The following is an 11208-nucleotide window of genomic DNA, read 5'->3' as shown; positions in this document are numbered from 1 at the left end:
TGAATATTCAGCCTCTTTTTTATTTCGAACATACAATTGAACTGTTCAAGCTGAGTCTGAACAGTTTTCGATAGATGTATTTGACCCGGCTATATATCTGATAGTTCTTCATCTGGAGCTGATCTTGTCGTTCGGTTTGCGATTGATGTTGACTCAATACTTTTAATAACTGCAATTCAGCGAAGTTGAGACAGGTTTTGGCAATGGGCTGGTGCAGGATATAGTCTGCCAATTCAGTATTGACGTAAGCTCCACCGCGCAAGACAGTTTTCAGACTTTCAGCAAACTCGGAAAATGAATTCTGATGCTGCATATAGCTATCTGCTCCGGACAATAAAGCAGAATAGATCAGTGCTGTGGAATGAGTATTGAATATGGCAATAACAGGTGTATCTGGGCTTTGCTGTTTCAGCTGATGAATCAAACTGATCTCTGAAGTTGTTGCTGCATGATAGAGAATCAGGTTGGGTAGATGTTCAGTAATCATGGATTGTGCAGACAGCATATTGTCCGCATACAGCAGCATATCTGGCTGATAGCCCAGTTGCAGCAGCACGGTCTGGATTTTTGACAGGTCGAGTCCAGTCGGTGAACGAATCACTAAAACTGGTGCAGGCAAGAGGCTAGCCAATAAAACACGATCCTGTAGATGCTGATAGAGAGCTATACTGTGAATCAGGCAAATGCAAATGCCTATCCCAAAGAATAGGGATTTAGCTGAAATGTAGAGATTTTAAGTTTCTAGGCGAACTGAATGTATTCAATTCAAGATATAAAAAAGGAGCAACATGTACTCCCTTTTTATTCGGTGAAAATCAAGCAGCGTTGTGCTGAGTGATTTTCTGGAAAATCTGTAATAGCACATCAAACTCGCTTTGCAGCGGTGTGCTTTTACGGGTTACCAATGCCAGGGTACGACTTGGGGCTGAATCGATCGCTTTTACCTGAATCTCAGGATTGCCTTTAATCATATTGGTATGGATCGCAATTTCAGGCAGCAGGGTAAAGCCCAGATTTGCAGACACCATTTCGATTAAAGTCGGCAGTGAGCTGGCTTTTAAACGGTGATCATTTTTACGCTCACCAATCGGGCAGGCACTCAAGGCATGATCACGCAGGCAATGACCTTCTTCAAGTAACATCAGGCGAGACAGATCCAGATCTTCTAAAGAGTTTGCTTGTGCAGCATGCTGATCAGATTTTTGGTAAACCAGATACAGATTCTCTTTGGCAATTTCAGCAACTTTCAGACCACGGGTGTCGAAAGGCAATGCCAAAGCCACCATATCCAGGTTGCCATGTTCCAGCTTTTCTACAATCTTTTCACTTTGCGCTTCATGCAGATGCAACTGGATTTTTGGTAATTGCTTATGCACTTCATCCAGCAGCTGGGACAACAGGAAAGGTGCAATTGTTGGAATGACGCCGAGATGTAGATCACCGGTTAAAGGTTCACTCATCTCACGACTTAAACGCATTAGGTCCTGAGCATCGGCCAGTAGAACACGTGCGCGTGCAACCACTTGTTCACCAAGAGGCGTTAAACGAACATTCTGGCGGTCGCGTTCAACAAGTACGCCACCGAGTAAACGCTCCAGCTCCATGATGCCGCCAGACAAGGTTGACTGGGTGACAAAGGAGCGGCGAGCAGCTTCTGTAAAGTGTAGCGTCTCTGACAGTGTTACGAGGTATGACAGCTGTCTTAGGGATGGTAATGCAGCCATAGTGTCCTAATGTTTATGATTTAAAATGATCAGCAAATAATTCGCTAAGATATGGAATAAAATGCGGTGGGATATCATGCCCCATTCCATCAATTAATTCAAATTTAGCCCCTGAAATTGCTTTCGCAACGGCCTTGCCATGGCTAGGAGGCAGCAATCGATCTCGAGAACCATGGACCACCAGGGTTTCTTGTTTGATTTGCTTGTCCAGTTGCAGCAATGAGCCTGTACATAATATTGCTAAAAACTGTTGAAGTACACCAGCAGGATAGTAACTTCGCTTATATAATTTACGGGCGGTCTGCACCGCTTCCAGATGATTGACATAACCTGGTGAGCCGATGATCTTAAACAGTTTCAAACTATGATCAACAATGCCATCTTCATCTGTTGAAGCCGGTTTGTCAATCAAACTAAAGAGTTGCTTAGGGAAGGGCGGTGGCAACATCGGCTGGTTATTACTGGTAAACAGTAAGCCCAGTTTTTTGACTTTGTCCGGATAACGCGCGGCCAGAATCTGGGCAATCATACCGCCCATCGAAGCGCCCAGTACATAGACCTGTTCCAGCTGCATTTTTTCAATCAGCAGACTGACATCTTCGGCCATATCATACAGATCATAAGGTGCACCCTGATTCCCCAGACCCAGCGCAAAACGGCTCATCATTTTCAGGGTATTCAGGCGTGGGCCTTTGTGATGGACTTTTGAAGACAGGCCAATATCACGATTATCAAAACGGATAATGTGATAACCATTGTCAATCAGTGACTTGCAGAAAAAGTCAGGCCAGTACAGCATTTGTCCACCTAGCCCCATAATCAGCAAAATGGTGGGATGTTGCGGATTTCCGCCAACCTCGACATGTAGCTGGATCCCATTGCCAAGATCGACCTTGGTTTCATGCATGAACGAGGTGTAGGGGGAAAGATTAAACTGTGCTGCGCTGTACATGATCGCTGTCCTAATTAAAGGATATTTCGTTTAAAAAATATCCTTTGTATTAAACCTCTAAACTGCTGCAGGAATCAAGTCAGGAACCTGCTTGGTCAAGGTCAGACGCTGTTTGGCTGCAGTGGCGCCCAAAAGCACAAATCCGCGTAAGGTGCCGTTCGTATCGAACGCTTTGGCCAGCATGCCATCGTCGAACTCTTCAGTTTCCCAAGTGACATCCACATCAACTGGAGCAGGCAGAACAGTTAAAGGGGCAGCAGGCGTTTTGACTGCCACCGGCATTGCCGGATAATGCACGGCAGTATGTTCGCCATTTAAGGTTTTTGCCAAAGCGCGGGCTTGTTGCATGATCGGCATGACATAAGGCAATAAGGTGCCATTGACCTCGGCACAGTCACCTACCGCATAGATATCGGCCTGGTTGGTTTCCAGTTGCGCGGTGGTTAACACTCCGCGACTGGTGTGTACGTCTGCCTGTTTCGCCAAAGAAATATTCGGCTGTAAGCCCACCGCAGATAACACCACATCCGCAACCAAAGACTGGCCATTGGCCAGCGTGACCAGATAATCACCATTGTCCGCACGAGAGACTTTTTCGACTGTTGTGCCCAGGACAAAATGAATGCCGGTTTCTTCAAGATTCTTCTGGAATGCAGTAGCAACATGTTCTGGCAATAAACGGCCAAGCGGCTGCGGCGCCAAATCAATGACTGTGACCTGATGATCGGTATTTTGCAGGTCATTGGCAAATTCACAGCCAATCAGGCCTGCACCTAAAATCACCACACGTTTGTCTTCACTTGCTGCCAGATTGTTACGGAAAGCTTTATAGTCACTTAAATTGTTGACGACATGAATGTCATCGCTGGCATCACCGGCGATCGCCAGACGTACCGGATTGGCACCAATGGCTAATACCAGTTTGCTATAATGTTGTGTACTTTCCTGGCCATCTTTTTCCAGAACCAGTTGATGATCTTCCGGATGAATGGCTTTGACCCAGGTATGCTGTTCAATACGCATATTCAGCTGTGCTGACATTTTAGTGGCATCGCCCAATGGAATTTGTTCAGGTGATTTATTGCCGGCCAGAGCGTTGGAAAGCGTCGGTTTGGCATAATTGACCGCATCATCCGCACAGATCATCAGCAATTCATGTTCTGGATTGAGTTTACGAAATTCACGTGCTACGGCATAACCCGCCATACCTGAACCAATAATGACGATAGGATGCATAGTTGTTTCCATATGGTAGAGCTCCATGCTGTATAAATGATTGAAAGGCATAAAAAAAGACCATATGGATATGGCCTTTAACTGGACGTGATTAGACTTCGATCATTTCGAAATCAATTTTAGACACGCCGCAATCTGGACAGGTCCAGTCATCTGGGATATCTTCCCATTTGGTGCCTGCCACGATCCCGTCTTGAGGCCAACCTTCTGCCTCGTCATAAATCCATCCACATACGATGCATTGAAACTTTCTCATGTAACTCTCCAAAACTGAGCAACTGTAGGCGTCAGCTTAAAATCCATAAAAGGCAAGACTCTAAAAGAATATGACTTTTTAACAGTGAACATATTTGGCTAAATTTTTACGCAGTTCTATTCAGAAAGTAAAGTGAATAAAAGCCTAATCAGCGAAATTAGCAGCAGAATAGACGACACATTCCTCATTTATCTAAAAATCACGCCAATCAGCTTTTCTGGCGTAGGCGGTTAAAGAATAAAAAGCTGACAATGGCAAAAATGAGCGTTTATCTTGTGGGATAGACCAAAGTCGAGCAATTAAAACTTGAGTTTTTAGGTAATTTAAAATTAGTGAAGTCTGGATTAAATTTTTTTAAAATAAATCAATATAATAAAATCAATATCTTATAATTAAATTCCGAGTTTTTATTAGGCAGCTTGGCTTGTCCGTTCTATTCAAATAGGTTTAAAATTCCCATATTCCTTTTCTTTTTTTAAGATCTCCCATGAGCAATTTGTCTACTTCTTTGTGGTCTCACATTCGTACGGTCCAAGATTTTCCAAAACCAGGAATTTGCTTCTTTGATTTGACCCCACTTTTCATGGGCAATATTGGTCCATTGACTGACGCTTTGATTGCCAGCATTCCTGCTGACAAACTGGCAGAAGTAGAAAGCTTTATTGCGGTTGAAGCGCGTGGTTTTGTGTTGGCAAGCTTGTTGGCACAACGTACAGGCAAAGGTTTATTGTTGGTGCGTAAAGCAGGTAAATTGCCGCCTCCAGTGGTCGGTGTGGGTTATAGCCTGGAATATGGTATAGATCGTTTAGAAATGTCTGCGGAAGTTCAGTCCCAGAAAGTAATTATTGTGGATGATGTTCTGGCAAGTGGCGGAACCTTAAAAGCAGTGAATGAACTGGCTCAAAAATGTCAACATGAAGTACTTGGTGCAAGTATCTTCCTTGATCTTCCTGACCTGCATGCTGAATTAGGCCTGGATATCTGGTCAGTGCTGGATGACAAATCTCAGCCTGAAGCGGCAGTTGCTTAAGTCATAATTTTTTGTAAAAAAAGCCCCGAAATTGTGGGGCTTTTTTATTGCCTGATAAAATGATCTTCGATTTCCTGAATCAGCGTATTAATTTGCTCAGGATGTTCCAGACGATGATGGCCGCCATCAACTGCCTGAATTTGCATATAGTCTTCAAGTTGTGTCTGAACCGCATGCATATCCAGAATTTCATCGCCCAGCTCCAGATAGGCAAACTGAGGAATATCATGCTGTAAATCGTGATGCCCAATCGGCGGATAATCATCGCGGAAGTTAGGCTGCAAAATGGGATTGGCCACTACACATGGAATTTGATACGCTTGTGACATTTTCAGTGCCCAATAACCGCCAAGACTGTGGCCGACCAGAATATCCGGTTTGATGGTTTCAATCATCTCATGATAAAACTCGGTGACCGAACTATAACTCAGATTTCGATAATCGACATCGATACAGTATTTATGTACCACATCAATGGCATGGAACTTGGTGGATTCTCTGGAGGAATCTAAGCCATGTAAAAACAAAATCTTAGACATAGTTCATTACTCATTTTTATGGGACATGCCATATTGGTTATTTGTTGATTGGCACATCATCTTCAATCTGAGCGTCATTGTAGAACGTCTGGGTGTACAAGGCAGTTAGCTATTGGTCTAAGCCACAATTTTGCAGTGCAATGATTTTGTATAACCCCTGTCTGATTTAAACTTTAATCCCAACTGAGAGCAGCGGGGTGCTGCAAAAGGTTGAAGAAAGGGAATTTAAAAGAGTGACAGAAGGGCTCAACCGAATGGTGTAAATAGCAGGATAGTGGATTTTTCCAAAGAAAAGCCGGTTCCTGAGAGTCTTTACGCTACGATTTGAGAAGGATTTCTGCTATTCTATGCAACTTCTATTTTTTAACTAATCTTATTCGAGGCAGAGATGACGCAAAATAACGCTCAATCGACTTCTGAACAAATCATTTCCGAAAACGATTTAATTGCACAGCGTCATGCCAAGTTAAAGCAAATCGAAGCTCAGGCACAAGAAACAGGTAAGAGCCCATGGCCGAATACCTTTAAGCGTGAGCATTATGCCCAGGATTTACAAGACCAGTTCGCTGATAAATCTAAAGAAGAAATTGAAGCAGGCGAAAAGGTCTACGTCAAAGTTGCCGGTCGTGTAATGTTGAACCGTGGTTCATTTATCGTGATCCAGGACATGACAGGTCGTATCCAGCTGTATGTGGCGCGTAAAGAACTCGCTGAAGATGTGCTGGCTACCATTAAAGGTCTGGACCTTGGCGATATCATCGCAGTCGAAGGTTATATCGGCCGTTCGGGTAAAGGCGATCTGTATGTACATATCGAGCATTTTGAATTATTGACCAAATCATTGCGTCCACTGCCAGATAAGTTCCATGGTTTGAACGATACTGAAGTAAAGTATCGTAAACGTTATCTTGACCTGATCGTTAACGAAGAAACGCGTAAAACTTTTGAGATTCGTGCCAAAGTTGTAGCGGGTATCCGTGCCTTCCTGACTGAAAAGCGCTATATGGAAGTTGAAACGCCAATGATGCATGTGATTCCAGGTGGCGCATCGGCACGTCCTTTCGAAACACATCACAATGCATTGGATATGTCATTGTTTTTGCGTATTGCGCCAGAGCTTTACTTAAAGCGTTTGGTAGTTGGCGGTTTTGAGCGTGTGTTTGAAATTAACCGTAACTTCCGTAACGAAGGTGTTTCTACCCGTCATAACCCTGAATTCACCATGATTGAATTCTACCAGGCGTATGCAGATTACAAAGATCTGATGGAATTGACCGAGCAAATGCTGGAGCGTCTGGCGATTGATATCTTGGGTACGACTGACGTACCTTATGGTGATGAAGTGTATAGCTTCAAAGGGCCATTCAAGAAAATTTCAATGTTCGATGCGATTTTGGAAAATAACCCGCAATTTACTCCTGAAAATGTCAATGACCGTGAGTTCCTGGCAAAATTCCTTCAGGAAGAATTGAAAGAGCAAGTGAAGCCAGGTTTTGGTCTGGGCAAACTGCAAACTATGGTATTTGAAGAAACCGTAGAAACCAAATTGCGTCAGCCGACGTTCATTACTGAATATCCAGCGGAAACTTCTCCATTGGCACGCCGTAATGATCACAATCCACACATTACCGACCGTTTTGAATTCTTCATCGGTGGCCGTGAGTTGGCAAATGGCTTCTCGGAATTAAATGATCCAATCGATCAGGCTGAACGATTCCAGGCACAGGTTGCTGAAAAAGATGCTGGTGATGATGAAGCTATGCATTACGATGCAGACTTTGTCGAAGCATTGGAATACGGTCTTCCTCCAACAGCAGGTGAGGGTATTGGTATTGACCGTCTGGTGATGATCTTTGCCAATGCAGCAAGTATCCGCGATGTGATCTTGTTCCCGCATATGCGTCATAAAAATGCTTAAATGCTGAATTCAAAATAACCCGCTCTGGCGGGTTTTTTTATACTTGAAATAAAATAGATTCAAAAATTAAAGACAAAAAAAACGCAATGATTGGGGTTGTCATTGCGTAGAAAAAGGAACGTCTTTCAAACTACTTCATTAACTGTGGAGAGAGTTAAATCTGATTCCTTACTGAATATGACCATAATAGGACGCATTCTCATATGACTCATCAGTATTCATGTTAATACATGTTAAATAAGGTTAAAACTATGAAGATTATGTGGGGATATTTGCATCATTTTTGCGCAATTATAGTTTAAATAAAAAAGCCCTTCATCAGAAGAGCTTTTCAAAGCAATTTTATATTTAGAAATGGAATACGCCGAGGCCAGATTTAACTTCATCCAGTGTCGCTTGGGTAATATCGCGACATTTATCCGTACCAGTTTTTAGAATATCCATGATGTAATCCGGATCTTTAGCCAGTTCAATACGACGCTCACGAATTGGACCGATCAATTCTTTTAAAATGCTTTCCAGACGTTTTTTCACTGTACCATCGCCTAAACCACCACGACGATAATGGGCTTTAAGTTCTTCCAGCTCTTCTTTATTTGGATCGAAGGCATCTAGATAGGTGAATACCACGTTGCCTTCGACCTGACCTGGATCTTCAATACGTAAGTGATTCGGATCGGTATACATGGCATTGACGGCTTTCTTAATATCTTTATCTGTTGCATCTAGCACAATGGTATTGCCCAAAGATTTCGACATTTTTGCTTTACCATCAAAACCAGGTAGGCGACCAACATTGGAAAGTAGTGCCTTACATTCTGGTAACAGGTCATGACCAATTTGACGGTTTAAACGACGCACGATTTCGTTGGTCTGTTCGATCATTGGAATCTGATCTTCACCCACAGGAACTACAGTGGCCTTGAATGCTGTAATGTCAGCAGCTTGAGCCACCGGGTAGCACAAGAAACCGGCTGGAATATCACGCTCAAAACCACGCATCTGGATTTCAGATTTAATGGTTGGGTTACGCTCAAGACGTGAAACAGTCACGAAATTGAGGTAAAGCATGGTTAGTTCATTTAGTGCTGGCAGGCATGACTGAACACAAATTGTGGTTTTAGTTGGATCAATACCGACAGCCAGATAATCCGTCGCCACTTCAATAATGTTACGACGTACTTTTTCAAAATTGTCCGCATTATCAGTTAAGGCTTGAGCATCCGCGAGTAACAAATGTTGATGGTGAGAATCTTGCAGACCTACACGAGAGCGTAATGAACCCACAAAGTGGCCGAGGTGGAGTTGTCCGGTAGGACGGTCGCCCGTCAAGATCACTGGACGATTATCTTGATTACTCATTATCTATTCCAAAGGGTAGTCAGTACTACAGCTGTATTTTAGCGAATGGGAACATTGTACGGCATTCTGTTTTTGATTGTCAGCCAGAAAAAAAGCTGTCGTAAAAAAATCTTATAAATTAAACAAGTGAATACAATATTTTTAACAATTTTGATTAAACTAGATGGAAAGAAGCTAAGGATAATAAGTATGGCGAGCAGTTTATTACTATTATTAGATGATATTGCTACAGTCCTGGATGATGTCGCTGTCATGAGCAAAATGGCAGCAAAAAAAACGGCAGGCGTTCTCGGTGATGATCTGGCTTTAAATGCGCAGCAAGTGACAGGTGTGCGGGCTGATCGTGAATTGCCGGTGGTCTGGAAAGTTGCCAAAGGTTCTTTTGTCAATAAACTGATTTTGGTACCGCTGGCATTATTAATCAGCTTTATTGCAGGCTGGCTGATTAATCCCTTGTTGGTACTGGGTGGTTTGTTTTTGTGTTATGAAGGCGTGGAAAAAATTATTCATACCTTGCATACACCGAAGGCCAAGGATGCTGAACAGGCGCGTGAGCAATTGATCCATACGGAAATGGATTTGCACCAGTTTGAGAATGAAAAAGTCAAAGGCGCCATCCGCACTGACTTTATCCTGTCTGCTGAAATTATTGTGATTACCTTGGGAACAGTCGCCGCAGCTTCGATGCTGACCAAAGTGACCGTTTTAAGCCTGATCGCGGTGGTCATGACCATTGGTGTTTATGGTTTTGTCGCGCTGATTGTCAAGCTGGATGATATCGGTCTGCATCTGACTGAACAGCAGTCCGATTTTAAACAAAAAATAGGACGTGGCTTGTTGGCATTTGCTCCGGTCCTGATGAAAATTCTCTCCATTGTTGGAACCGCTGCAATGTTTCTGGTGGGCGGTGGAATTATCAACCATGCTATTCCTTTTATTCATCACTTTACTGAAGACAGTGTGGCCTATGTACAGGATATTCCTAGCATCGGTAACATTGTTGGTGCCGTGACGCCGACCTTAATTAATTTCGCTGTAGGAATTTTAGCGGGTCTGCTGGTCATGCTGGTGATTAGCCTGATTAAGAAAATCTGGCCCAAATCATCAAAAGCTTAAGGTGTCGAAATATCTGGATATTAAGCAGATTAAGAAAAGGAAAAGACTATGCGTTGGAAAGGTCGTCGTGTCAGTAGCAATGTAGAAGACCGTCGTGGTGGTGGTGCCAAAGCTGGCGGAATCAGTATTGTTGGATTGATTGTGGCCTTTGTGGCCTGGAAGTTTTTCGGTGTCGATCCACAACAGGCTTATCAAACCACCAAGCAGGTCACTCAGGGGGTATCGGGTGCGGCAGAAACACGTGGCCTGGAAAATCCCACGCCAGAACAGCAGGAGTCGATTGATTTTGTTGGAACTGTATTGGCAGATACTGAAGATACCTGGAATCAGGTGTTTCAGCAGCAGTTAAATCAGCAGTATGTCCCACCGAAACTGGTGTTGTTTAACGGCATCGTGAATTCTGGTTGTGGTACGGCTCAGGCGGCGATGGGGCCTTTCTACTGCCCGATAGACCAGAAAGTGTATATCGATACGGCATTCTTTAAAGATATGCGCACTCAAATGGGCATTACTGGAGAACAGAATGCCACCGAACTTTCCCGTAATGATCAGGCGGGGGATTTTGCGCTGGCCTATGTCGTGGCCCATGAAGTGGGGCATCATATCCAGACGATTTTAGGTATTTCTTCTCAAGTACAGCAAGCACGTCAGCAAGCAAGTGAAGTGCAAAGTAATCAGCTTTCAGTGCGTCAGGAATTGCAGGCAGACTGTCTGGCCGGCGTCTGGGCTTACCATAATCATGAACGTACCCAATTTCTGGAACAGGGCGATGTTCAGGAAGCGATGGATGCCGCCCATAAAATTGGCGATGATTATTTACAGAAACGTGCTCGCGGGCAGGTGGTGCCGGACAGCTTTACCCATGGCAGCAGCGCGCAGCGGGTACAATGGTTTAACACCGGCTTGAAATCCGGTCAAGTTGCGAATTGTGATACCTTTAATCAAAATATTTAAATGACTTCGATAAAAAAAGGAGCAGATGCTCCACTGCTGTCCCATAGTTTGCTTTAAATAAAAAAACCTGAGTCCTAACAGTTAAAATATGAGTGCAAACAAACACTTTAACGACCAGGAT

The 11208-nt window shown here is 43.6% G+C and carries 11 protein-coding genes; 4 read left to right on the top strand and 7 right to left on the bottom strand.

Going from position 1 to position 11208, the window contains the following annotated elements:
* Positions 1–19 precede the first annotated feature (19 nt).
* From NI469_RS11365 to rubA, 5 genes are all read right to left on the bottom strand, one after another.
* Positions 20–631 carry a response regulator transcription factor gene (locus NI469_RS11365; RefSeq protein WP_005262366.1) on the bottom strand — a complete coding sequence of 204 codons (612 nt, stop codon included), beginning with the start codon at positions 629–631 and terminating at the stop codon, positions 20–22.
* Positions 632–815: 184 nt separating this feature from the next.
* A complete protein-coding gene (gene oxyR, locus NI469_RS11360) occupies positions 816–1724 on the bottom strand; it encodes a LysR family transcriptional regulator OxyR (protein ID WP_005262365.1) in 909 nt (302 codons plus the stop codon).
* A gap of 13 nt (positions 1725–1737) precedes the next feature.
* The gene (gene estB, locus NI469_RS11355) at positions 1738–2676 is read right to left on the bottom strand and encodes an esterase EstB (protein ID WP_005262363.1); all 939 of its coding nucleotides are present in this window, start codon (positions 2674–2676) and stop codon (positions 1738–1740) included.
* A 57-nt stretch (positions 2677–2733) separates the two neighbouring features.
* The gene (gene rubB / locus NI469_RS11350; protein WP_034439193.1) at positions 2734–3912 is read right to left on the bottom strand and encodes a rubredoxin reductase RubB; all 1179 of its coding nucleotides are present in this window, start codon (positions 3910–3912) and stop codon (positions 2734–2736) included.
* Between the two features lie 91 nt (positions 3913–4003).
* Positions 4004–4168 (bottom strand): rubredoxin RubA, encoded by a 165-nt coding sequence (gene rubA / locus NI469_RS11345; protein WP_004646274.1) that lies wholly within the window; start codon positions 4166–4168, stop codon positions 4004–4006.
* Between the two features lie 487 nt (positions 4169–4655).
* Here rubA and NI469_RS11340 point away from each other — a divergent pair, with 487 nt between their 5' ends.
* A complete protein-coding gene (locus tag NI469_RS11340; protein ID WP_005262359.1) occupies positions 4656–5198 on the top strand; it encodes an adenine phosphoribosyltransferase in 543 nt (180 codons plus the stop codon).
* 44 nt (positions 5199–5242) lie between these two features.
* On the opposite strand, the gene NI469_RS11335 is transcribed toward NI469_RS11340, so the two are convergent.
* Positions 5243–5737 (bottom strand): YqiA/YcfP family alpha/beta fold hydrolase, encoded by a 495-nt coding sequence (locus NI469_RS11335; protein ID WP_004279417.1) that lies wholly within the window; start codon positions 5735–5737, stop codon positions 5243–5245.
* 388 nt (positions 5738–6125) lie between these two features.
* Here NI469_RS11335 and lysS point away from each other — a divergent pair, with 388 nt between their 5' ends.
* Positions 6126–7655 (top strand): lysine--tRNA ligase, encoded by a 1530-nt coding sequence (lysS, locus tag NI469_RS11330; RefSeq protein WP_004730285.1) that lies wholly within the window; start codon positions 6126–6128, stop codon positions 7653–7655.
* Positions 7656–8003: 348 nt separating this feature from the next.
* Here lysS and trpS read toward each other — a convergent pair whose 3' ends face one another.
* Positions 8004–9017, bottom strand: a complete 1014-nt coding sequence (gene trpS / locus NI469_RS11325) for a tryptophan--tRNA ligase (protein ID WP_004279419.1) — start codon at positions 9015–9017, stop codon at positions 8004–8006.
* Between the two features lie 189 nt (positions 9018–9206).
* On the opposite strand from trpS, the gene NI469_RS11320 reads away from it, so the two are divergent.
* Together NI469_RS11320 and ypfJ are read left to right on the top strand one after the other, a co-directional pair.
* Positions 9207–10133 (top strand): DUF808 domain-containing protein, encoded by a 927-nt coding sequence (locus NI469_RS11320; RefSeq protein ID WP_004279420.1) that lies wholly within the window; start codon positions 9207–9209, stop codon positions 10131–10133.
* A 48-nt stretch (positions 10134–10181) separates the two neighbouring features.
* A complete protein-coding gene (ypfJ, locus tag NI469_RS11315; protein WP_005262358.1) occupies positions 10182–11087 on the top strand; it encodes a KPN_02809 family neutral zinc metallopeptidase in 906 nt (301 codons plus the stop codon).
* Positions 11088–11208 lie beyond the last annotated feature (121 nt).

The organism is Acinetobacter lwoffii, assembly GCF_024129735.1.
Classification (GTDB): domain Bacteria; phylum Pseudomonadota; class Gammaproteobacteria; order Pseudomonadales; family Moraxellaceae; genus Acinetobacter; species Acinetobacter lwoffii_H.
The sequence above is the reverse complement of the archived record's forward strand: the minus strand, read 5'-3'. Positions and strand labels throughout refer to the sequence as shown.

Excerpts from the sequence above, each read along its gene's own strand:
- rubB (WP_034439193.1), bottom strand. The coding sequence starts at position 3,912 with ATGCATCCTATCGTCATTATTGGTTCAGGTATGGCGGGTTATGCCGTA.
- ypfJ (WP_005262358.1), top strand. The coding sequence starts at position 10,182 with ATGCGTTGGAAAGGTCGTCGTGTCAGTAGCAATGTAGAAGACCGTCGT.
- NI469_RS11320 (WP_004279420.1), top strand. The coding sequence starts at position 9,207 with ATGGCGAGCAGTTTATTACTATTATTAGATGATATTGCTACAGTCCTG.
- NI469_RS11335 (WP_004279417.1), bottom strand. The coding sequence starts at position 5,737 with ATGTCTAAGATTTTGTTTTTACATGGCTTAGATTCCTCCAGAGAATCC.
- trpS (WP_004279419.1), bottom strand. The coding sequence starts at position 9,017 with ATGAGTAATCAAGATAATCGTCCAGTGATCTTGACGGGCGACCGTCCT.
- rubA (WP_004646274.1), bottom strand. The coding sequence starts at position 4,168 with ATGAGAAAGTTTCAATGCATCGTATGTGGATGGATTTATGACGAGGCA.
- lysS (WP_004730285.1), top strand. The coding sequence starts at position 6,126 with ATGACGCAAAATAACGCTCAATCGACTTCTGAACAAATCATTTCCGAA.
- oxyR (WP_005262365.1), bottom strand. The coding sequence starts at position 1,724 with ATGGCTGCATTACCATCCCTAAGACAGCTGTCATACCTCGTAACACTG.
- NI469_RS11340 (WP_005262359.1), top strand. The coding sequence starts at position 4,656 with ATGAGCAATTTGTCTACTTCTTTGTGGTCTCACATTCGTACGGTCCAA.
- estB (WP_005262363.1), bottom strand. The coding sequence starts at position 2,676 with ATGTACAGCGCAGCACAGTTTAATCTTTCCCCCTACACCTCGTTCATG.